The 20,399-nt window shown below is 70.4% G+C and carries 21 protein-coding genes; 11 read left to right on the top strand and 10 right to left on the bottom strand.

Annotation, left to right across the window (positions count from 1 at the left end; genetic code table 11):
- Positions 1 to 8: 8 nt before the first annotated feature.
- From OG746_RS14130 to miaA, 4 genes are all read right to left on the bottom strand, one after another.
- Positions 9 to 2,132, bottom strand: coding sequence for a RelA/SpoT family protein (locus OG746_RS14130; RefSeq protein WP_266714940.1), 2,124 nt, complete (start codon positions 2,130 to 2,132; stop codon positions 9 to 11).
- Positions 2,133 to 2,271: 139 nt separating this feature from the next.
- Positions 2,272 to 3,141, bottom strand: a complete 870-nt coding sequence (dapF, locus tag OG746_RS14125) for a diaminopimelate epimerase (protein ID WP_266714939.1) — start codon at positions 3,139 to 3,141, stop codon at positions 2,272 to 2,274.
- A 67-nt stretch (positions 3,142 to 3,208) separates the two neighbouring features.
- Positions 3,209 to 3,676 (bottom strand): hypothetical protein, encoded by a 468-nt coding sequence (locus OG746_RS14120; protein WP_266718923.1) that lies wholly within the window; start codon positions 3,674 to 3,676, stop codon positions 3,209 to 3,211.
- Positions 3,677 to 3,783: 107 nt separating this feature from the next.
- Positions 3,784 to 4,722, bottom strand: coding sequence for a tRNA (adenosine(37)-N6)-dimethylallyltransferase MiaA (miaA, locus tag OG746_RS14115; RefSeq protein WP_266714938.1), 939 nt, complete (start codon positions 4,720 to 4,722; stop codon positions 3,784 to 3,786).
- A 182-nt stretch (positions 4,723 to 4,904) separates the two neighbouring features.
- Between miaA and OG746_RS14110 the strand changes: the two genes are divergently transcribed.
- On the top strand, positions 4,905 to 5,183 hold the full coding sequence (locus OG746_RS14110; RefSeq protein ID WP_266714937.1) for a hypothetical protein: 279 nt from the start codon (positions 4,905 to 4,907) through the stop codon (positions 5,181 to 5,183).
- Between the two features lie 32 nt (positions 5,184 to 5,215).
- A complete protein-coding gene (locus OG746_RS14105; RefSeq protein ID WP_266714936.1) occupies positions 5,216 to 5,500 on the top strand; it encodes an antitoxin in 285 nt (94 codons plus the stop codon).
- An 80-nt stretch (positions 5,501 to 5,580) separates the two neighbouring features.
- Here the strand turns inward: OG746_RS14105 and OG746_RS14100 are convergent, their stop codons facing one another.
- Entirely contained in the window at positions 5,581 to 6,297 is a 717-nt protein-coding gene (locus OG746_RS14100; RefSeq protein ID WP_266714935.1) for a class III extradiol dioxygenase subunit B-like domain-containing protein, read from the bottom strand.
- A gap of 70 nt (positions 6,298 to 6,367) precedes the next feature.
- Complete coding sequence (gene miaB / locus OG746_RS14095) at positions 6,368 to 7,900, bottom strand: tRNA (N6-isopentenyl adenosine(37)-C2)-methylthiotransferase MiaB (RefSeq protein WP_266714934.1); 1,533 nt, start codon at positions 7,898 to 7,900, stop codon at positions 6,368 to 6,370.
- 145 nt (positions 7,901 to 8,045) lie between these two features.
- Here miaB and OG746_RS14090 point away from each other — a divergent pair, with 145 nt between their 5' ends.
- Positions 8,046 to 9,041: a TAXI family TRAP transporter solute-binding subunit gene (locus OG746_RS14090; RefSeq protein WP_266714933.1), complete on the top strand. Its 996-nt coding sequence runs from the start codon at positions 8,046 to 8,048 to the stop codon at positions 9,039 to 9,041.
- On the opposite strand, the gene OG746_RS14085 is transcribed toward OG746_RS14090, so the two are convergent.
- Both OG746_RS14085 and OG746_RS14080 read right to left on the bottom strand, forming a co-directional pair.
- Positions 9,020 to 10,534, bottom strand: coding sequence for a sensor histidine kinase (locus tag OG746_RS14085; RefSeq protein WP_266714932.1), 1,515 nt, complete (start codon positions 10,532 to 10,534; stop codon positions 9,020 to 9,022). The two genes, OG746_RS14090 and OG746_RS14085, sit on opposite strands and share 22 nt — an antisense overlap.
- Before the next feature lie 21 nt (positions 10,535 to 10,555).
- Positions 10,556 to 11,242 (bottom strand): response regulator transcription factor, encoded by a 687-nt coding sequence (locus OG746_RS14080; RefSeq protein ID WP_266714931.1) that lies wholly within the window; start codon positions 11,240 to 11,242, stop codon positions 10,556 to 10,558.
- Between the two features lie 247 nt (positions 11,243 to 11,489).
- Here OG746_RS14080 and OG746_RS14075 point away from each other — a divergent pair, with 247 nt between their 5' ends.
- The 8 genes from OG746_RS14075 (at position 11,490) to OG746_RS14045 (ending at position 18,169) form a co-directional block, all read left to right on the top strand.
- Entirely contained in the window at positions 11,490 to 12,269 is a 780-nt protein-coding gene (locus tag OG746_RS14075; RefSeq protein ID WP_266714930.1) for an amino acid ABC transporter ATP-binding protein, read from the top strand.
- Positions 12,270 to 12,363: 94 nt separating this feature from the next.
- Positions 12,364 to 13,284 (top strand): glutamate ABC transporter substrate-binding protein, encoded by a 921-nt coding sequence (locus tag OG746_RS14070; protein WP_266714929.1) that lies wholly within the window; start codon positions 12,364 to 12,366, stop codon positions 13,282 to 13,284.
- A gap of 153 nt (positions 13,285 to 13,437) precedes the next feature.
- Positions 13,438 to 14,085: an amino acid ABC transporter permease gene (locus tag OG746_RS14065; protein WP_266714928.1), complete on the top strand. Its 648-nt coding sequence runs from the start codon at positions 13,438 to 13,440 to the stop codon at positions 14,083 to 14,085.
- Positions 14,082 to 15,077 (top strand): amino acid ABC transporter permease, encoded by a 996-nt coding sequence (locus OG746_RS14060; protein ID WP_266714927.1) that lies wholly within the window; start codon positions 14,082 to 14,084, stop codon positions 15,075 to 15,077. The genes OG746_RS14065 and OG746_RS14060 overlap by 4 nt, the downstream gene beginning before the upstream one ends.
- A gap of 212 nt (positions 15,078 to 15,289) precedes the next feature.
- A complete protein-coding gene (locus tag OG746_RS14055) occupies positions 15,290 to 16,975 on the top strand; it encodes an FAD-dependent monooxygenase (RefSeq protein ID WP_266714926.1) in 1,686 nt (561 codons plus the stop codon).
- A gap of 61 nt (positions 16,976 to 17,036) precedes the next feature.
- Complete coding sequence (locus OG746_RS45550) at positions 17,037 to 17,126, top strand: putative leader peptide (RefSeq protein WP_323187227.1); 90 nt, start codon at positions 17,037 to 17,039, stop codon at positions 17,124 to 17,126.
- Between the two features lie 81 nt (positions 17,127 to 17,207).
- Entirely contained in the window at positions 17,208 to 17,774 is a 567-nt protein-coding gene (locus OG746_RS14050) for a cupin domain-containing protein (protein ID WP_266714925.1), read from the top strand.
- A complete protein-coding gene (locus tag OG746_RS14045; RefSeq protein ID WP_266714924.1) occupies positions 17,771 to 18,169 on the top strand; it encodes a rhodanese-like domain-containing protein in 399 nt (132 codons plus the stop codon). The genes OG746_RS14050 and OG746_RS14045 overlap by 4 nt, the downstream gene beginning before the upstream one ends.
- A 138-nt stretch (positions 18,170 to 18,307) precedes the next feature.
- Here the strand turns inward: OG746_RS14045 and recX are convergent, their stop codons facing one another.
- Positions 18,308 to 19,081: a recombination regulator RecX gene (recX, locus tag OG746_RS14040; protein ID WP_266714923.1), complete on the bottom strand. Its 774-nt coding sequence runs from the start codon at positions 19,079 to 19,081 to the stop codon at positions 18,308 to 18,310.
- A 6-nt stretch (positions 19,082 to 19,087) separates the two neighbouring features.
- Positions 19,088 to 20,209: a recombinase RecA gene (gene recA, locus OG746_RS14035; protein WP_266714922.1), complete on the bottom strand. Its 1,122-nt coding sequence runs from the start codon at positions 20,207 to 20,209 to the stop codon at positions 19,088 to 19,090.
- Between the last annotated feature and the right edge of the window lie 190 nt (positions 20,210 to 20,399).

Here is a 20,399-nt window from a genome sequence, read left to right as displayed (position 1 = left end):
GGGTGGGCCTACAGGGCGCCTGCCGCCGCGTGGCGCGTGCGCCCCACGTCGTACACGCCCGGCACGTTCCGCATCGCCCGCATGAGGCCCTGGAGGTGCGCGGCGTCCGGGAGTTGGAGCGTGTACGTGTGCCGGACGCGGCCCTGGTCGGGCGGGTCGACGGTCGCCGAGATGATGGCGACGCCCTCCAGCGCTATGGCCTCGGTCAGGTCGGCCAGCAGATGGGGACGGCTGAACGACTCGGCGATCAGGGTCACCCGGTACTCGGCCGCGTCCGCGTCCGCCCAGCGCACGCCGACCTCCGCACGCCCCGCGTCCTTCATGCGCGCCACTCCGGAGCAGGAGACGCGGTGCACGGTGACGACGCCGCCGCGCACGGCGAACCCGGTCACCTCGTCGGGCGGTACGGGCGTGCAGCAGCCCGCGAGGCGCACCGTGGCGCCCGGCTGGTCGACCACGGCGTTCGCCGCGAAGGGCCGCGCCGAAGGACCGCTGTACGGGGCGCGGGGCGCCGAGGGGGGCGCGCTCGGCCCCTCCGGGTGGGTGGCGAGCCAGCGGCGGATGGCGATGCGGGCGGCGGGCGTACGGGCGTGGTCGAGCCAGTCGATCGACGGCTCGGACGCGGCGCTGCCCTCCACCCCCGCCATGAGCAGCTGGACGGTGTCACCGTCGCAGAGGACCGTACTGAGCGTCGCCAGGCGGCCGTTGACCCGCGCGCCGATGCAGGCGTGGGCGTCCTCTCCGTACTGCGCGTACGCGGCGTCCACGCAACTGGCGCCTGCGGGGAGGCCGATGGTGGCTCCGTCGGGCCTGAACACGGTGATCTCGCGGTCCTGGGCGAGGTCCTCGCGCAGCGTCGACCAGAAGGTGTCGGTGTCCGGCGCGGACTGCTGCCAGTCGAGCAGCCGGTTCAGCCAGCCGGGGCGCGTGGGGTCGGAGCGCTCGCCCACGGTGTCTAGGTGCTCCTCGCCGGAGGGCGTGTACGGATTGCCGAGCGCCACGACGCCCGCCTCCGCCACCTTGTGCATCTGGTGCGTACGGATGAGGACTTCGGCGACCTCGCCGTCCGTGCGGGCGACCGCGGTGTGCAGCGACTGGTACAGGTTGAACTTCGGTACGGCGATGAAGTCCTTGAACTCCGAGACCACCGGCGTGAAACACGTGTGCAGCTCGCCGAGGACTCCGTAACAGTCCGCGTCCTCGGACACGAGGACGAGAAGGCGCCCGAAGTCGGCCCCGCGCAGCTCGCCGCGCTTACGCCGCACTCGGTGGACGGACACGAAGTGCCGCGGCCTGATGAGGACTTCGGCGCTCAGGCCCGCCTCGCGCAGCACTGAGCGCAGCTCGGTCGCGAACCCGGCCAGGGAGTCCTCCGTGCGCTGCGCGTAGGAGGTCATGAGCTCGCGGGTCTGCCCGTACTCCTCGGGACGCAGGATCGCGAACACGAGGTCCTCGAGCTCGGTCTTCAGTGCCTGCACACCCAGCCGCTCGGCGAGCGGGATCAGGACGTCGCGGGTGACTCTCGCGATGCGTTCCTGCTTCTCCTGGCGCATGACGCCGAGGGTGCGCATGTTGTGCAGGCGGTCGGCGAGCTTGATCGACATGACGCGCACGTCGTTCCCGGTGGCGACGAGCATTTTGCGGAACGTCTCGGGTTCCGCCGCCGCCCCGTAGTCGACCTTCTCCAGCTTGGTCACGCCGTCGACGAGATAGGCGACCTCCTCGCCGAACTCCTTGCGTACCTGGTCGAGCGTGACCTCGGTGTCCTCGACGGTGTCGTGGAGGAGGGAGGCGGTCAGCGTCGTGGTCTCCGCGCCCAGCTCGGCCAGGATCAGCGTCACGGCGAGCGGGTGTGTGATGTACGGCTCGCCGCTCTTGCGCATCTGGCCGCGGTGCGAGGACTCGGCCAGTACGTAGGCGCGGTGCAGGGGCTCCAGGACGGCGTCGGGGTAGTGGGCCCGGTGGGCCTCCGCCACGTGGCCGATCGCGTCGGGGAGGCGGCCGCGGGCGGCGGGGCCGAGGAGCGCCGCGCGGCCGAGACGGCGCAGGTCGATCCGGGGGCGGGCACGCCGACGGTGCGCTCCGGGCGTGATCGGTCCCGGGTTCGCGGGGTTGGTCGCCTCCGCACTCATGAGCACCTCCGGCTTTGTCGACCGGCGGCGGGCTGGCGGCGGCACCCGTCCGGACCGGTGCTTGATGCTACCGAGCCCATCACGTGGCGCAGTCCCGCTCTCGCCGAGCGTGAAACGGATCACCCATTCGAGCGAAGGTTCACTGGTTTACGGTTTCGACTGCCGCGAACCAGTCGGTGTCGAGCCGACCTTCCGCGACGATCACGGCGGGACCGGTCATCTCGATCTCGCCGTCCGCACGCTCGGTGATCGTCAGCCTGCCTCCGGGCAGATCGATCTCGTACGTGACAGGGGCCCCGGTCACAGCCGGGTCCAGGCCGTCCCTGCGGGCGGTCGCGACGGCCACTGCGCAGGCGCCTGTGCCGCAGGAGCGGGTCTCGCCCGAGCCCCTCTCGTGCACGCGCATGGCCACGTGCCGAGGGCCTCGGTCGACGACGAACTCGACGTTCACACCCTCCGGGTACGCGTTCGCCGGCGCGAAGAGGGGCGCGTCGTACAGGGCGCCCGCGTGCGCGAGGTCGGCCACGAAGGCCACCGCGTGCGGGTTCCCCATGTTCACGTTCGTCGCGGGCCAGGTCCGCCCGTCGACACTGACCGTGACGTCGCCCTCGGGGAGCGTCGCCCTGCCCATGCCGACCGTGATCAGGCCTTCCTTGTCGATGTGGACCGCCTTGACGCCGCCCCGGGTGGCCACGGCGAGGTCTCCCTCGCCGACGTGTCCCGCGTGCTGGAGGTAGCGGGCGAAGACCCGCACTCCGTTGCCGCACATCTCGGCCACCGAGCCGTCGCCATTGCGGTAGTCCATGAACCACTCTGCCTCGTCGGCCATGTGCCGCGCCTCGGGGTGCGCGGCACTGCGCACGACATGGAGCACGCCGTCGCCCCCGATGCCGGCCCGACGGTCGCACAGTGCGGCGACGACGGTCGGCGAGAGCGCGATGGCGTTCTCCGGGTCCGGGATGATCACGAAGTCGTTCTCGGTCCCGTGACCCTTGAGGAAAGTGCTCATTTCTCGATCGTACGAGATCGGTGCGACAACCTGGTCGGCGGAGTGCCGCCAGGGGCGCTGAGCACGGTCAGCGCAGGCGTGCCACGCGCCACACGGCGAGCACCGCGACGGCCGCGACCACGACGACGTACGCGCCCACGACCCGCCAGTCCGGCCAGCGGCCCGAACCGCGCGGCGGCAGTCCCGGCAGCGTGTAGCCCACCCTGCGGGCCGCCATCATGCCCCAGCCCGCGGCGCAGGAGCTGATCAGGAGGCCGAGCATCGCCACGACCGCGCCGCCGTCGCCGAACTCGAAGAACAGCGGGAACGCGAACATCAGGGAGCCGATCGCGGCCAGCATCACGATGGGTGCCAGCTGCCAGATGCGGAGCCTGCGCTGCGGGCGCAGCTCGACCTCGACCTCTTGGCCCTCGTCCTGCGCGGCGAGTTCCTCCGCGGTCGGGCCGTCGGCGATCACGCCGTCGGCGGTCGCCTCAGGACCATCGGTACTGAGCTGCTCTCCGCCTGGTGCGGTGTCACGAGGGCCGGCCTCCATCGCCACGCGCCCTCCCACTTCGGACTCCACTGGTCGATCGATGGTCGATGATGGCACGCCCATAGAGGCCGCGATGACGGGCGGAGCGTCCCGATGCCATCACGTGATCAGGCTGTAACCGGTCGTTCGACCAACGACATTGCGCGAGCCGGGAGTTCCCCGCGTTCCGCCACGGCCCCACTGAGCCAATGCACCCGTGGGTCGCGCCGGAACCACGAGTCCTGGCGGCGCGCGAAGCGCTTGGTGGCGCGGACGGTCTCCGCGCGCGCCTCGTCCAGCGTGCACTCGCCGGCGAGCGCCCCGAGCACCTGCTGGTAGCCGAGGGCACGCGACGAGGTACGCCCCTCGCGCAGCCCCTGGGACTCCAGCGCGCGCACCTCCTCGACGAGACCCGCCTCCCACATACGGTCCACGCGCGTGGCGATGCGTTCGTCGAGTTCGGGACGCCCCACGTCCACGCCGATCTGGACGGTGTCGTAGACGGAGTCGTGTCCCGGCAGGTTGGCGGTGAACGGCTTGCCGGTGATCTCGATGACCTCCAGGGCGCGGACGATGCGTCGGCCGTTGCTCGGCAGGATCGCCGTGGCGGCCTCCGGGTCGGCGGCGGCGAGCCGCGCGTGCAGGGCGCCGGAGCCGCGCAGCCGGAGCTCGTCCTCCAGGCGGGCGCGGACCTCGGGGTCGGTGCCGGGGAACTCCATCTTGTCGACGGCGCCCCTTACGTAGAGCCCTGATCCACCGACGAGGACGGGCCAGCGGCCCGCCGCGAGCAGCCGGTCGATCTCCGCGCGGGCGAGGCGCTGGTACTCGGCGACGCTGGCGGCCTCCGTGACATCCCAGATGTCCAGGAGGTGGTGCGGCACCCCGTCGCGCTCCTCGGGCGTCAGCTTCGCGGTACCGATGTCCATCCCCCGGTACAGCTGCATGGAGTCGGCGTTGACCACCTCGCCGCCGAGTTCCTTGGCGAGGAACACGCCTAGATCTGACTTTCCTGCCGCGGTCGGCCCGACGACGGCGATGACCCGCGGGGCGGGAGCTGCGCTACTCACCGCCCCAGTCTCGCAAACCCGGGCACCTGTTCACGAATGAGCGACGTGACGCCACAGGTTCGGGTTCGTTGCCTGTTGCGAGGTTCCAGCCGCCGGTTTCGAGAGCCGGCGCCCCGGTCGCCGCAATGGGACGCACCGGGTAGGGCGGGATTTCGCCCACACGAGTACCGTATGGAGTTGACATGGGCGTTTTTGCCAGGTTTCGCCGGAAGGCCAATGCTGCGGAGGAGGCGTCAACCGCCGAGCCGCAGGCCGCCACTCTGACGGCCGCTCCGGAGGTGGCGGACGCCGAGGAGTCCACCGAGGCCGCCGCGGCTTCCACCGGGGAGCAGGAGGCCACGGAGGCCGCAGCCGACGGCGAGCCGGCGGAGACCGCCGTGGCGGAGGGCGTGGAGATCCCGAAGCAGCAGTCCGCGGAGCAGGCCGCGGACAACGAGGCCGGTGAGGCCGCCCGCAAGTAGCTCCAGAGTTCGGTGCGACGGAAGGTGCAGCGATGGGCATCATCGACTCGTTGAAGGCCAGGTTCGGCCCCGCCAGGAACAAGGTCTCGGACCTCGCGCAGCAGCACGGGGACAAGATCGACCAGGGCTTGGACAAGGCCGGCCGGATGGTCGACGAGAAGACCAAGGGCAAGTACAGCGACAAGATCCAGATGGGCACGGCCAAGGCCAAGGACGCTGTCGACAGGATGTCCGCGACGGAAGGCAAGAACGCCGAGAACGCCAAGGACACCGACGACGGGAACACCCCGCCGTCGCCCCCTTCCGCGGCGTCGTGACCCCGAGCGCCCCCACAGACGGCGACGGCCGCGAACCCTTTGGGTTTCGCGGCCGTCGCCGTCTGTGGGGGCGTTTCGCGCTAGGTCCAGGACGCCACGAAGTAGCCCACTCCGTAGGGAGCGTCCTCGTACAGGAGACGGCCCGTGCCCTCCCGCTTGTCCCAGGCGGCGCTGAGGAGCTGCCACGGGGCGCGTCCGGAGATCTTCAGTTCGCGGGCGAGGTCGGCGTCGAGGTTCGCGAGCGTGCCGTCGACGTCGAGGTCGCGCAGTGCCGCGGCGATGGCCGCGTCCACGCCCTCGGCGCGCTCGTCCAGGTAGCCGGGGGCCTTCAGCGTGCGGCAGGCCGTGCCGTCGCCCATGACGAGGAACGCGACGCGCTCCGCTCCGGTCCTGCCCTCGGCGAGGTGGAACGCACCGTCAGCTTGGGCGGACGCCGAGCCGTCGCCCGCCACCTCGTAGCCGCGCACCGCACCGGTCCATCCCGCGCGCGCGAGCAGCCATGCGCCTACGGAGAGGGACGGCGGGAGCGTCGCCTCGACGGGCTCGGACGGCGCCGCGCCCAGGTGCACATCGAGGTCGACTCCGAAGGGGCGGAAGGAGCCGCGGGCACCCGGCTCGTGGATGCCCGTGCGCGGGCCCTCGCCGATGACCCACACCAGGTCCGGCTCCGCCGCGAGCAGCGCCGCGATCGCCTCGTCACTGGCCGCGCGCGCGGCGTCCAGTTCCGGAGCCGCGCCCGCGGCGACGTCGGGCACGAGCAGGGGCGGGCACGGGCAGGCGGCAGCGGCGACAAGCATGATCGGCAGCCTACTGCGCGCCCACCGTGCACCGGAAAGTCGGCCGCACTCCCCGAGGAGGCGAGGCCGGTCAGTCGACGGCGCAGCCGCCGGTCACCGCGGGCAGCGGCTCGGGAACGCCGATCTTGGGGAGGCCGAGCAGCACGCCCTGCTTCTTGTCCTGCTCCTCCTGGTTGCGCTTTTCCCACGCGTCACCCGCGCGCGTGCGGCGCACGTTCAGGACGTCGCCCTCGGCGAGCAGGTGGTGCGGGGCGGCGTACGTGATCTCGACGGTCACTACGTCGCCGGGGCGCACCTCGGCCTCGGGCTTGGTGAAGTGCACGAGGCGGTTGTCGGGGGCGCGGCCGGAGAGGCGGTGGGTGGCGCCGTTCTTGCGGCCCTCGCCCTCGGCGACCATGAGATCCACGGTGCGGCCGATCTGCTTCTTGTTCTCCTCCCAGGAGATCTCCTCCTGGAGGGCGACGAGGCGCTCGTAGCGGGCCTGCACGACCTTCTTGGGGATCTGGCCCTCCATGGTCGCGGCCGGGGTCCCCGGGCGCTTGGAGTACTGGAAGGTGAAGGCCTGCGCGAAGCGGGCCTCGCGCACGACGTGCATCGTCTGCTCGAAGTCCTCCTCGGTCTCGCCGGGGAAGCCCACGATGATGTCGGTCGTGATGGCCGCGTGCGGCATGGCCTCGCGGACCTTCTCGATGATGTTCAGGAACCGCTCCTGACGGTACGAGCGGCGCATCGCCTTCAGGACCGTGTCCGAGCCGGACTGCAGCGGCATGTGCAGCTGCGGCATCACGTTCGGGGTCTCGGCCATGGCGGCGATCACGTCGTCCGTGAAGTCGCGCGGGTGCGGGGACGTGAAGCGCACGCGCTCCAGGCCCTCGATGCCACCACAGGCGCGCAGCAGCTTGCTGAAGGCCTCGCGGTCGCCGATGTCGCTCCCGTAGGCGTTGACGTTCTGGCCGAGCAGCGTGATCTCGGAGACGCCCTCGCCGACCAGGGCCTCGATCTCCGCGAGGATGTCGCCGGTCCTGCGGTCCTTCTCCTTGCCGCGCAGCGCCGGGACGATGCAGAAGGTGCAGGTGTTGTTGCAGCCGACCGAGATGGAGACCCAGGCCGCGTACGCGCTCTCGCGGCGGGTGGGCAGCGTGGAGGGGAACGCCTCCAGGGACTCGGCGATCTCGACCTGGGCGTCCTCCTGGACGCGGGCGCGCTCCAGCAGGACGGGCAGCTTGCCGATGTTGTGCGTGCCGAAGACGACGTCCACCCAGGGCGCCTTCTTCACGATGGTGTCGCGGTCCTTCTGGGCGAGGCAGCCGCCCACGGCGATCTGCATGCCCGGACGCTCCGCCTTCTTCGGGGCGAGGTGTCCGAGGTTGCCGTAGAGCTTGTTGTCAGCGTTCTCCCGCACCGCGCACGTGTTGAAGACCACGACGTCGGCGTCGCCGTCGGAGCCCTCGGGGGCACGCACATAACCCGCGCCCTCCAGGAGACCCGACAGGCGCTCGGAGTCGTGGACGTTCATCTGGCACCCGTAGGTGCGCACTTCGTAGGTCTTCGGGTGCTCGGGTGAACGGTCGTCCACGGCCGGACGCGGGTCGCTGCTGCTCATGACAACAAGGGTATGGGGTTCCCGGAGTGGTTCTGTGGCGCAGTCCTCGTCCTCCCGACGCCGTGGCAACGACGTCACCGAACGTGACCACAAGGGGACGTTCCGAACCTGGCCACCGCGCGCCCCCAGCTGACAGGATCACGCCATGCCGCAGCCGCCCCTCCGCGTGACCCGCCGCAGCGCCCTCATGGGTTCCGTGGCCGGACTCGTGGTGTTCGGCCTGCTGTTGTGGTGGCTGCTTCCGTTCGGTGAGCAGTCACCCCGGGGCCAGGTGACCTTCAGCACCGGCGCGCGCACGGGCGTCTACGAGAGATACGGCAAGCTCCTCAAGCGTGCCGTGGACCGCGACCTGCCCGACCTGGGCGTCACCCTCACCGGCAGCCAGGGCTCCTGGGAGAACGTGCAGCGCGTGGCCACCGGAAAGGCGGACTTCACCATCGCCGCGGCTGACGCGGTCGCCAAGTACCAGTCCGAGGGCCAGCCCGGCGCGGACCGGCTGCGCGGCTGCGCCCGCCTCTACGACGACTACATGCAGCTCGTCGTGAAGCGGTCCTCATCCGTGCGGAAGGTCGCCGACCTGCGCGGCATGAAGGTGGCGGTGGGCGGTCGGAGCTCGGGGGTGCGCCTGATCGCCGAGCGGATCCTGAAGGCGGCGGGGCTCGACGTCCGCAAGGACGTCACCGAGGTGGGCATCGGCATAGACGCCATGCCGCGCGCCCTGGAGTCGGGCGAGATCGACGCGTTCTTCTGGTCCGGGGGCCTGCCCACCAACCACGTACGGAACCTGTCCGAGGAAGCACCCATCCGGCTCGTCGAACTCGGCTCGCTGGTCGACAAGTTGCACGCCATGGGCGGCTACTCGCGCTACTACCGGGCCGCCGTGATGCCCGCCGACGCCTACCCGGCGGCCCAACAGGGCGCGCCCGTCAATACGTTGGCGGTGTCGAACCTGCTGGTGACGACCGACCGGGTGGACCCGGAGCTGACCGAGGCGGTCACCCGTACCGTCATCGACAGCCGCGACCACATCGGGGCGCAGGTGCACGCGGCCCAGCTCGTCGACCTCAGAACGGCCGTCTACACGAACCCGCTCACGCTCCACGAGGGCGCGCGCCGCTACTACCGCTCGGTCAAGCCCTGAGCGGCCGCCTCCCGGCCTGAACCGTTCTCCCCGCGACTGGCCCCACTATCTGTCTCCGCGACTCCCTGGACCGGCACAGGCGCCGTCCTGGGCACCCGCAGCGTCACCTCCAGGCCGTGCGGTTCCCGCCGCGCGTACCCGAGGGAGCCGCCGCCCGCCGTCAGCAGCGCCCGCGAGATGGACAGGCCGAGGCCCGAGCCCTTGATGTTCTGGTGCCGTCCGCTGCGCCAGAACCGGTCGCCGATCCGGGCGAGTTCCTCCTCGCTCAGGCCCGGCCCGCCGTCCGCGACCTCGATCACCGTCGCGTCGCCGGTGGCCTCGGCCGTGACGGTCACCTGCTCACCCTCGGGCGTGAACTTCAGGGCGTTGTCCACCACCGCGTCCAGGGCGCTGGACAGCGCTACCGGGTCGGCCCAGCCCGTCACCGCGGGGCAGTTGGCCACGAGTCGTACGCCCTTCTCGTCCGCCAGCGGGCGCCAGGCCTCCACCCGCTCGGCGGCCAGCTCGCCGATGTCGGTGAGCTGAAGATCCGCGGCGGCGTGCTCGGCCAGGGCCAGGTCGAGCAGGTCGTCGAGGACCCGGCCGAGGCGCTTGCCCTCGGTCTTCACCGACCCGATCTCCTCGTTCCCCTCCGGCAGTTCGAGCGCCAGTACGTCGATGCGCAGCATCAGGGCGGCGAGCGGGTTGCGCAGTTGGTGCGAGGCGTCGGCGACGAAGGCGCGCTGCTGCTCGAGCACGTCCTCGACGTTGTCCGCCATCTCGTTGAACGACCGGGCCAGGCGCCGGAGTTCCGGCGGGCCGCCGGCCGCCGCAACCCGCGACTTCAGTCGCCCCGTGGCGATGTCGTGGGTCGTCGCGTCCAGGACCCGTACGGGCCGGAGCACCCAGCCGGTCAGCCGCAGTGCGGCGCCCACGGAGAGCAGCATCGCGGCCACCTCGCCGGCTCCGATGACCAGCCAGCCGCGCAGTGTCTTGCTCCGCATCGCGCCGGTCGGCGACTCGGTGACCACGACCGCGACGACATCGCCGTCCCGGATGACGGGCGACGCGACGACGAGCCGGCCCTGCTGCCACGGCCACACCTGCGGCGGATCGTGGCTGCCGCGCGAGTACAGCGCCTCGTCGAACGCGGCGCGCAGCACACCGTCGGAGCCCGGCGGCGGCACCCGGAAGTCGTGGGGCGCGCGCCCCATGGGCTCCTCGTCCCGGTAGAAGACGCCCGCCTTGATTCCGTACACCTCGTGGTAGCGGGCGAGTTCGGTGCGCAGCGTCTGCTGTCGCTCGTCGCTCACCAGCTTCTCGCCCTTGCTCGCCTTGTCCGGGCGCGTGGTCACGAACTGTGCGAGGGAAGCGAAGCGCGCGGTGTCGTCGATGCGGTCGACGACCACCTTCTGCTGCTGGGCGGAGGCCACGCTCACGGCCAGCGGAAACCCGAGTGCGAGCAGCACGCCCGCCATGAGGACGATGAGCAGGGGAAGCAGGCGGGCTCGCACGCCAGGACTCTACGGCTTCTGTTACGCGGCCGGGGCGACGAGCCGGTAACCGACTCCCCGCACGGTCTCGATGAGCGTGGGCATGCGCAACTTGGAGCGCAGCGAGGCGACATGCACCTCCAGGGTGCGCCCCGTGCCCTCCCAGCTGGTCCGCCACACCTCGCTGATGATCTGCTCCCTACGGAAGACGACGCCCGGACGCTGCGCCAGGAGGGCGAGCAAGTCGAACTCCTTGCGGGTGAGTTGAACCACCTCTCCCGCGACCGCGACCTTCCGGGTGGGCAGATCGATGCTGACGTCCCCGAACTGCACCTCGTGGTCGACGGCGGCGGCGGGTTCCTCCTGCACCGTACGGCGGCTCACCGCATGGATGCGGGCGAGCAGCTCTCCTATGTCGTACGGCTTCACTACGTAGTCGTCCGCACCGAGGTTGAGCCCATGGATGCGCGACCGTACGTCCGCGCGCGCGGTCACCATGATCACGGGCGTCGTGGTGCGCTTGCGGATCCTGCCGCACACCTCGTAGCCGTCCAGGTCGGGCAGGCCCAGGTCGAGCAGCACGACACCGAAGGCGTCCGCCTCGGGCACCAGCGCCTGCAGGGCCTCTTCACCGCTGCGCGCGTGCTGGACCTCGAAGCCGTGCCGGGAAAGGACCGCCGAAAGGGCACCGGCCACGTGGTCGTCGTCCTCGACGAGAAGCAGTCTCATTACGCCCCCTCACCTCTCCCGTGCGGTTCATCAAGGCATCCACTCCGAAAAGTAAGGACGACGTCAAGAGCCTTCCGGTTACGGCCGTGTTCCGTTATGCAGCCGGTATGAGCGCCCCGCGCCCCCTTCACGCATAGTGTCCGGTTGCGGCCGGATCGTTATGCTCAATTTCCCCTCAGATGTAATGACGCTGGTCGTACGGGGTTACTACTGTCCTCCCAACCGAGGAGGACGGAGCAAGACCCCGATGACCGAAGTTTCGGTGACCAAGGACGCCACTCCCCCTGCGGGCGACGCACTGGTCGCACTGAGCCGAGTCAACAAGCACTTCGGCGCGTTGCACGTGCTCCAGGACATCGACCTGACCATCGCGCGAGGTGAGGTCGTCGTCGTCATCGGCCCGTCTGGCTCCGGCAAGTCGACGCTGTGCCGCACGATCAACCGTCTGGAGACCGTCGATTCCGGCGACATCGCGATCGATGGCAAGCCGCTGCCCCAGGAGGGCAAGGAACTGGCACGCCTGCGCGCGGACGTGGGGATGGTCTTCCAGTCCTTCAACCTCTTCGCGCACAAGACGGTGCTGGAGAACGTGACGCTGGGGCAGGTCAAGGTCCGCAAGGCGGACAAGAAGGCGGCCGAGGACAAGGCGCGTGCGCTCCTCGACCGGGTCGGCGTCGCCGCGCAGGCCGACAAGTACCCCGCACAGCTCTCCGGCGGCCAGCAGCAACGCGTCGCCATCGCACGGGCGCTGGCGATGGACCCGAAGGTGATGCTCTTCGACGAGCCGACGTCGGCGCTCGACCCGGAGATGATCAACGAGGTCCTGGAAGTGATGCAACAGCTCGCACGGGACGGCATGACGATGGTGGTGGTCACGCACGAGATGGGCTTCGCCCGCTCCGCGGCCAACCGCGTCGTCTTCATGGCGGACGGCCGGATCGTCGAGGAGGCCGTCCCCGACCAGTTCTTCAGCAATCCGCGCAGCGACCGGGCCAAGGACTTCCTGTCGAAGATCCTGCACCACTAGACGCGCGCCCCGCGCGGGCCCCCAACTGGGGCCCCGCGTGCGCGTGTTGCCTCATTCCCTACTGCCGAATCTGCCGACACGAAGGATGTTCACCATGAAGCTCCGTAAGTCCGCCGCAGCGGCTGCCGCCGTCGCCGCGCTCGCGCTCACCGCCACCGCCTGTGGCGGCGAGTCCGGCAACGCCGGCGACAAGCCCGCCGGGGCCTCGGGTGGCAAGAACCAGCCCAAGCTGCCCACGTACGCGGTGAAGAGCGATGTGAAGGTCGACTCCGCGACCCTGGAGAAGGCCCAGAAGGCCGGCAAGATCGTCATTGGTTCCAAGGACGACCAGCCGTACCTGGGCTTCCAGGACTCCGGCGGCAAGCGCTCCGGCTTCGACATCGAGATCGCCAAGATGGTCGCGGCGGACCTCGGCTTCAAGGCCGACCAGATCACGTTCAAGACGATCGACTCCGGTGTCCGCGAGACCACCATCTCCAAGGGCGATGTCGACCTCTACGTAGGCACGTACACGATCAATGACGAGCGCAAGAAGCAGGTCGGCTTCGCGGGCCCGTACCTGATGGCCGGCGCCGACCTCCTGATCCGCAGTGACGAGAAGGGCATCACGGGCCCGACCTCCCTGAAGGGCAAGAAGGTCTGCTCCATCAAGGGCTCGACCCCGCTGCAGGAGATCAAGAAGCCCAAGTACGGTGCCGAGACCGTCGAGCTGGCGAAGTACTCGGAGTGCGTGCAGCAGCTGCTCAACAACGAGGTCGACGCCGTCACCACCGACGACGCGATCCTGAAGGGCTACGCGGCGCAGAACCCGAAGAAGCTGAAGGTCGTCGGCAAGCCCTTCACCAAGGAGCCCTACGGCGTCGGCATGGCCAAGAACGACAAGGCCCTGCGTGACGCGGTCGCGGACGCCATCGAGGCGCACCAGAAGAACGGCGACTACAAGAAGGCCTACGACGCGACGCTCGGCCTCTCGGGTTCCGACTACGTGGAGCCGCCGGCCCTGGAGCGCTACTGAGCGTTCACGCTCCTGAGCGTCCAGCCGCCTGTCACTCGCAGGCAGTGAGTTGACCGTGCCCCTGTATGCCGTCACGCCGAGTACGACGTCCGTGACGGCGTACGGGGCGCGGCTCCCCCTGCCCGACCGCTGCCGCCCCACGAGGAACTCCCCGTGAATGTACTGCTCGACCACCTTTCGGAATTCCGCGAGGGATTCCTCGGCACCATAGGCCTGACCCTGGCCAGTGGCCTCCTCGCGATGCTGCTCGGCACGGTCCTCGCCGGTTTCCGGGTCTCGCCCGTACCGCCCCTGCGGTACTTCGGCACCGCCTGGGTCACGCTGTTCCGCAACACCCCGCTGACGCTGCTGTTCCTCGTCATCTGGTTCGCGGTGCCCCAGGTCCTCGACTTCGGCTTCAGCCCGTGGGTCAAGGCCCTGATCGTGCTGAGCTGCTACACCTCGTCGTTCGTCTGCGAGGCGGTGCGCTCCGGCATCAGCACCGTGCCGCTCGGGCAGGCCGAGGCGGCGCGCTCGATCGGCATGTCGTTCTTCCAGACGCTCGGCCTGGTCATCCTGCCGCAGGCGGTGCGCACCGTGCTGCCGCCGCTGAGCTCCATCTTCATCGCGCTGACCAAGAACTCGGCCATCGCAGGCGCCTTCAGCGTCACCGAACTGTTCGGCTGGCAGAAGCTGTTGAGCGACCAGGGGTACCCGATCGCCTGGGTCTTCCTGTGGGTGGCGCTCGGATACCTGGTCATCACCTTCGCCATCAGCATCTTGTTCCGGGTGCTCGAGAGGACCCTGGAGGTCGCCCGATGAGTGCCAGCGTTCTCTACGACGCCCCGGGCCCCAAGGCCCGCACGCGCAACCGGATCTACACCGTCGTCGGTACGCTCGCGGTCGCCGGTCTCATCGCCTTCGTGGTCATGCAGCTCGCGTCCAAGGACCAGTTCGCCACGGCCAAGTGGGACATCTTCAACTACGCCAACGTTCGTGTGGCGATCCGTGACGGCATCCTGACCACCCTGAAGGTCTTCGCCGCCGCGGGTGCGCTCTCGCTGGTGCTCGGCGTCGTCCTGGCGGTGGCCCGCTACTCGGAGCACCGGCCGATCCGCTGGTTCGCCACGGGCTTCATCGAGCTGTTCCGCGCCATCCCGCTACTGATCACCATTTACGCCCTGTGGGTTCTTTTCCTCACCTACAAGAGCGACCTGGGCGTCGTCGGCCAGAACAACTCCTTCTGGGCGCTGGTGATCGGCCTGACGGTCTACAACAGCTCGGTACAGGCGGAGGTGTTGCGGGCCGGCTTCCAGGCCGTGCCGCGCGGTCAGGTCGAGGCGGCGTACGCACTGGGGCTGCGCAAGTATCAAGTGATGACCATGCTGCTGCTGCCGCAGGCGATCCGCTCGATGCTGCCGACGATTATCAGCCAGCTGGTGGTCACCCTCAAGGACACTTCGCTCGGCTACATCATCACGTACGCGGAGCTCCTGTACGCGGCCCGCAAGCTGGCCAACAACACGTTGGTCGAAGGCGAATACCCGTACGTTCCGGTACTCATCGTGACCGGCACGATCTACGTCCTGATGTGTCTGGCCCTGTCCGGGCTCGCCAACTGGATCGAGCGGCGCGGCCGCCGCGCCAAGACCGGCATCAAGGTGGCCGCGGCCGCCGAACCCGTCGGCGAGGGTGGTCTGATGGACGCCGCGGACCTGCCCGGCGGGGCGGGCCACGGCTCGGCCGCCGCCGAGCCCGTCGAGCGGCCGGCGAGCGATGACCGATCCGAAGGACCCGGTTCGCCAAGGAGTTGACCCGACCCCGGGCGCGGGGCCCGAGCTGTACGGCGGCAGTGGCGTGATCGCCACTGCCGCCGTCACTTGACGCAAGCACCGGCAATGGGTTGCATACGCTCTGTGAACGCGCACCCCGCTCCAACTGCCCGTCCTTGCACGTCCAGTACGCCGCCCGTGCCCTGGCACGGGACACTTCCCGGCGGGTCTTTCGGGGCGGGAGGGGCCGCGCCGTGGACCCGGTGATCGTTGTCGGCGCGGGTCCCGTCGGGCTCGCGCTGTCCCTCGCCCTCGCGCGGCACGGCGTACCCTCCGTGATCCTGGACGAGGGCCCCGGCAAGGACGAACAGCGGCCCGCCCGCACGGTGGTGCTGCGCGAGGACACCGCGGCGCTTGCGGAGCGGCTCGCTGGTACGTCGTTCGAGGGCATCGGCGCCCGCTGGACGGGCTGGCGCTCCATGCGCCGCAAGCAAGTGATGGGTGTGCTCACCTTCGGTGAGCAGAACACGCAGGGTGAGCCGGGCGCATCCGGTGGACCGGGGTCACCCGGTGGGCCGGTATCGCCCGGCGAAACGCTGCCCGCGCCGCTGCACATCGCCCAGCACGATCTGACCGACGCCCTGCGCAGGGCCGTCGACGCCGAGCGGCTCATCAAGGTCGCCGTCAACAGCCGCCTCGACTCGCTCGAGGAGGAGAAGACGGGCCTGACCGCACACACCCGCGGCCCCAAGGGCACATGGTGGCGCGGCAGTTACCTCGTGGGCTGCGACGGTCCGCGCTCCACGGTCCGCAAGCTCCTCGACATCCGCTTCCCCGGCCGCACCGCCGTCGAACGACACGCGGTCGCCGCACTGCGCGCGGAACTTCCGTGGCCCGGTGAAGCGTTGCTCCATCGGAGCCCTCCGTGGCGGACCTCGGGCCGCTCGGGCTCGGAGGTCGTCGGCCGCCCCCTCGCCGACGGCGTCTGGCGCCTGGACTGGCTGCTGCCGCCCCGCAGCGACCTGGTCACCCCGGATGTCCTCGTGACCCGCATCCGGGAGACCCTCGCGGGCTGGTGCGGAGGCTCCACCCCGCCGTACGAACTGCTCGACACCGGAGTCCATACGGTCCACCACCGGCTCGCCCGCCGTTGGCGCGTGGGCCGCGTCTTCCTCGCGGGGGACGCGGCGCACCTGCTGGGCGCGCTCGGCACCCAGGGCCTGGACGAGGGGCTGCGCGACGCCGACAACCTCGCCTGGAAGCTGGCCCTCGCCTGGCACGACGGGGCGCACTCCGCCACCGACGCGCTGCTCGACAGCTACCAGACCGAGCGCCGTGCCGTGGTGGCCGGACGGCTGCGCGCGGCGGATCAGGCGCTGCCGATACTGCGCGGTGGCGGCGGGCTGCGGGCGTACGTCCCCGGTGCCGCGCGCGGGCACGACGCGCTGCTCACGGACGGTCACTTGGGGCACGGGCCGCTCGGCGCGCCGGGGGCGTACGCCGACTCGCCGCTCGCGCCCGCGCGCTCCGAGTCGCAGGTGGAGGTGGGCACGGCGCCCGGCTCACCGATCGTCGACGTCGAGGTGACAGCGCCCGACGGCTCGTTCGTACGGCTCCGGGACCGGCTCGGCCGCGGGCCACTGCTCGTCGTCCTCGTCGCCCCCGGGACCGGGGTGTGGGAGCGCAAGCACTGGATGTCGGCGGGTCTGATGCCACGACTCGCGGCGTCCGTCGCGGCGCTCCCCCACGAGGCAGAGCTGCTTGTCGCGGAGCGTTACCCACAGGCTCCGGCGCACACGGTGCTGCTGATCCGGCCCGACGGCCATCTGGTCACGGCACTGAGCGGCGTACGCCCGGCGGAGCTCTACGAGGCCGCGCGCTCGGCCCTCGGCAGGCCCGCGGAGGAGAAAGGTCCGGTGAAGAGCGGCGCCGGCCGCTGAACCGCTCGCCGACCTTGTCGGTGAGTTGACCGTCCCCTGCCCTCATGGTGTACTCCGGAGCGTGACGGTCGACACCGATGTACGCCTGTGGCGGAGGGTCCATATGGACCTCATCCGCTACGCGGGCTGCGTGTGTCATCCCTCCTGCTGAATTCGCATCCCTTCCTCACACGCGCCCGCCGTCCGGCGTTTCGGCGGCGCGTGCTGCTCGCGAACTCCCAGGACGGTACTGGTGTCCAGTTTCACGCAATCCCTCGCGCACTCCACTGCGCATTCCCCTACGGCTCCCTCCCGGGCGCCGTCGGCCGCGCCCACGCAGGCCGACCTCCTCGCATTCGTCCGTCGCGTCGCTCAGGACCGCGACCTGGTCGCCTCTCTGCCGCTCGATCCGGAGGGCCGTACATGGGTGCGGCTCGAAGGCCCCGACGGCAGCGAGGCCTGGCTCATCGGCTGGCCGCCGGGCACCGGCACGGGGTGGCACGACCACGCCGAGTCCGTCGGCGCCTTCCTGACCGCGGGCGGCGCGCTCACGGAGAACTCACTGGCCGCCCGCCTTCCCACCGACGGGTGGAAGACCCTGGAACTCTCCGAAGACGTCGACAGGGAACGGCACTTGACGGTGGGTGAGGGACGCGCCTTCGGCCGCCACCACGTGCACGAGGTCCTGAACGAGTCCCCCACCGAGCACGCCGTCTCGGTCCACGCCTACTACCCGCCGCTCCCCCGGATCCGGCGCTACAGCCGCACCGGCCCGGTGCTGCGTCTGGAGTCGGTGGAACGCCCGGAGGACTGGCAGTGAGCACTTCATCACCGGTGGGCATCGACGAGCTTCTCGAGCAGGTGCGATCCGGTCTCGACCGGGTCGGGGCGCGGGACGCCTTCGACGCGGCGTCCCGTGGCGAGGCGCTCCTGGTCGACATCCGGTACGCGGCGCTGCGGGAGCACGACGGGCTGATCCCCGGGGCCCTTGTGGTCGAGCGCAACGAGCTGGAATGGCGCCTCGACCCCCGTGGCAGCCACCGCGCTCCGGAGGCCACCGGTCACGACCTGCGCGTCGTGGTCGTCTGCAACGAGGGCTATGCGTCGAGCCTCGCCGCCGCCTCCCTGCACCAACTGGGCCTGCACCGCGCGACGGACCTGGTGGGCGGCTTCCAGGCGTGGCGGGCGGCGGGACTGCCGGTGACGGGGGCCTGAGGGCGCAGGCCGTGGTGAACCGGGGGCGTCCGCAGGTCGTGGCGGTCCGGAGGCGCACGAACGCGGCGCTCCCGGCTCCCGGCTCCCGGCTCCCGGCTCCCGGCTCCCGGCTCCCGGCTCCCGGCTCCCGGAGAGTCGTTACTCCCCGAACCCCAAGTCCTCGGTGTCCTCCCCCTCTTCCTCCAACGCCTGCCGCACCACCCGCAGCGCCATGCCCTCCGGATACCCCTTGCGGGCAAGCATCCCCGCGAGCCGGCGCAGCCGCTTGTCACGCTCAAGCCCCCGCGTGGAACGGAGCTTGCGCGCAACGAGTTCGCGCGCGGTCTCCTCCTCCCGCTCGGAGTCGAGCTGCCCGACCGCCTCGTCGATCACCGTCGAGTCCACGCCCTTGGTCCTCAGCTCACGGGCGAGCGCCCGGCGGGCAAGTCCCCGGCCGTGGTGCCGCGACTCCACCCACGCGTCCGCGAAGGCGCTGTCGTTGATCAGCCCCACCTCTTCGAACCGGGTGAGCACCTCGTCCGCCACGTCATCGGGGATCTCGCGCTTGCGCAGCGCGTCGGCCAACTGCTTGCGCGTGCGCGGAGTCCCGGTGAGCAGACGCAGACAGATGTTCCGCGCCCGCTCAGCCGGGTCTCCTGACGGCGCCCCCTGCTCGGCCCTCGACGAGTCAGGGGGGCCGTCGTCCTGTGCGGCACCGGGCGGATCCCCGAATCCGCCCCGGCGCCGACGCCCACGCGGCCCGGCCCCGCCCCGCTTGCGTCCACCACGGCGCGGCCCGTCCACCGCGCCGCTCCCCGCTTCGACGTCTTCCCCGTACGCCATGTCGTCGTACGCCCCGCCACCCCCGCTCCCCCGGTCCTCGGGAACGGCGGAGCGTACGTCGTCATCGGCCCAGTCGGTTCGTCGTGTCACGGCGGATTAGCTCTTGGCCGCCGCGGCCTTGGACTTGGCCACCTTGGGCGCGGGCACCGTCTTGGCCCCGTCCTCGGCAGGAGCGGCCTCCGCCGCCGCGTCCGCGGCCGGCTCGCTGCTCGGCTCCTCCGGACGGACGCCGACGCCCAGCTTCTCCTTGATCTTCTTCTCGATCTCGTTGGCCAGGTCGGGGTTGTCCTTCAGGAAGTTGCGCGCGTTCTCCTTGCCCTGGCCGAGCTGGTCGCCCTCGTACGTGTACCAGGCGCCGGCCTTGCGGACGAAGCCGTGATCCACGCCCATGTCGATCAGGCCGCCCTCGCGGGAGATGCCCTGCCCGTAGAGGATGTCGAACTCGGCCTGCTTGAAGGGCGGCGCGACCTTGTTCTTGACGACCTTGACGCGGGTGCGGTTGCCGACCGCGTCCGTGCCGTCCTTCAGGGTCTCGATACGACGGATGTCGATACGCACCGAGGCGTAGAACTTCAGCGCGCGACCACCGGTCGTGGTCTCGGGCGAGCCGAACATCACGCCGATCTTCTCGCGCAGCTGGTTAATGAAGATCGCGGTGGTCTTGGACTGGTTGAGCGCGCTGGTGATCTTTCGGAGCGCCTGGCTCATCAGGCGAGCCTGCAGACCCACGTGCGAGTCGCCCATCTCGCCCTCGATCTCCGCGCGCGGCACGAGCGCGGCGACGGAGTCGATGACGATCAGGTCGAGGGCGCCGGAACGGACCAGCATGTCGACGATCTCGAGAGCCTGCTCACCGTTGTCCGGCTGGGACAGGATCAGGTTGTCGATGTCGACGCCGAGCTTCTTCGCGTACTCGGGGTCGAGCGCGTGCTCGGCGTCGATGAAGGCCACCTGGCCGCCGGCCTTCTGCGCGTTGGCCACGGCGTGCAGGGTCAGGGTCGTCTTACCGGAGGACTCCGGCCCGTACACCTCCACCACACGGCCACGCGGGATACCGCCGACGCCGAGCGCGACGTCGAGCGCGGTCGACCCGGTGGGGATGACCTCGATGGGCTCATTCGGCCGCTCGCCCATGCGCATCACTGCGCCCTTACCGAATTGCCGTTCAATCTGTGCGAGCGCGGCGTCGAGCGCCTTCTCGCGGTCGGTTCCTGCCATGGGTTCCACCCGGTTTGCTTGAGTCGATCGCTTCACGCCAAAGACGCTAACGCCTGCCACTGACAATCGGCCTCGACGCCTGTCTCGCCTGTGGATAACTCGAGGCTCCTCGCCCGGCCACCTTCCCCGAATCCCTTGGAAACACTGGGAAAAGTGGCTCTGGACACTCCATAAGAATGGATGTTCGATT

This window comes from Streptomyces sp. NBC_01016, assembly GCF_026341035.1.
GTDB lineage: Bacteria > Actinomycetota > Actinomycetes > Streptomycetales > Streptomycetaceae > Streptomyces.
Note: the sequence above shows the minus strand (reverse complement) of the source record. Positions and strands in the feature narration are given on the sequence as shown.

Bases quoted from the DNA above. Each gene is read 5' to 3' on its own strand.
- OG746_RS14130 (WP_266714940.1), bottom strand. From the start codon at position 2,132: ATGAGTGCGGAGGCGACCAACCCCGCGAACCCGGGACCGATCACGCCC.
- dapF (WP_266714939.1), bottom strand. From the start codon at position 3,141: ATGAGCACTTTCCTCAAGGGTCACGGGACCGAGAACGACTTCGTGATC.
- OG746_RS14120 (WP_266718923.1), bottom strand. From the start codon at position 3,676: ATGGAGGCCGGCCCTCGTGACACCGCACCAGGCGGAGAGCAGCTCAGT.
- OG746_RS14110 (WP_266714937.1), top strand. From the start codon at position 4,905: ATGGGCGTTTTTGCCAGGTTTCGCCGGAAGGCCAATGCTGCGGAGGAG.
- OG746_RS14105 (WP_266714936.1), top strand. From the start codon at position 5,216: ATGGGCATCATCGACTCGTTGAAGGCCAGGTTCGGCCCCGCCAGGAAC.
- OG746_RS14100 (WP_266714935.1), bottom strand. From the start codon at position 6,297: ATGCTTGTCGCCGCTGCCGCCTGCCCGTGCCCGCCCCTGCTCGTGCCC.
- miaB (WP_266714934.1), bottom strand. From the start codon at position 7,900: ATGAGCAGCAGCGACCCGCGTCCGGCCGTGGACGACCGTTCACCCGAG.
- OG746_RS14090 (WP_266714933.1), top strand. From the start codon at position 8,046: ATGCCGCAGCCGCCCCTCCGCGTGACCCGCCGCAGCGCCCTCATGGGT.
- OG746_RS14080 (WP_266714931.1), bottom strand. From the start codon at position 11,242: ATGAGACTGCTTCTCGTCGAGGACGACGACCACGTGGCCGGTGCCCTT.
- OG746_RS14075 (WP_266714930.1), top strand. From the start codon at position 11,490: ATGACCGAAGTTTCGGTGACCAAGGACGCCACTCCCCCTGCGGGCGAC.
- OG746_RS14070 (WP_266714929.1), top strand. From the start codon at position 12,364: ATGAAGCTCCGTAAGTCCGCCGCAGCGGCTGCCGCCGTCGCCGCGCTC.
- OG746_RS14060 (WP_266714927.1), top strand. From the start codon at position 14,082: ATGAGTGCCAGCGTTCTCTACGACGCCCCGGGCCCCAAGGCCCGCACG.
- recA (WP_266714922.1), bottom strand. From the start codon at position 20,209: ATGGCAGGAACCGACCGCGAGAAGGCGCTCGACGCCGCGCTCGCACAG.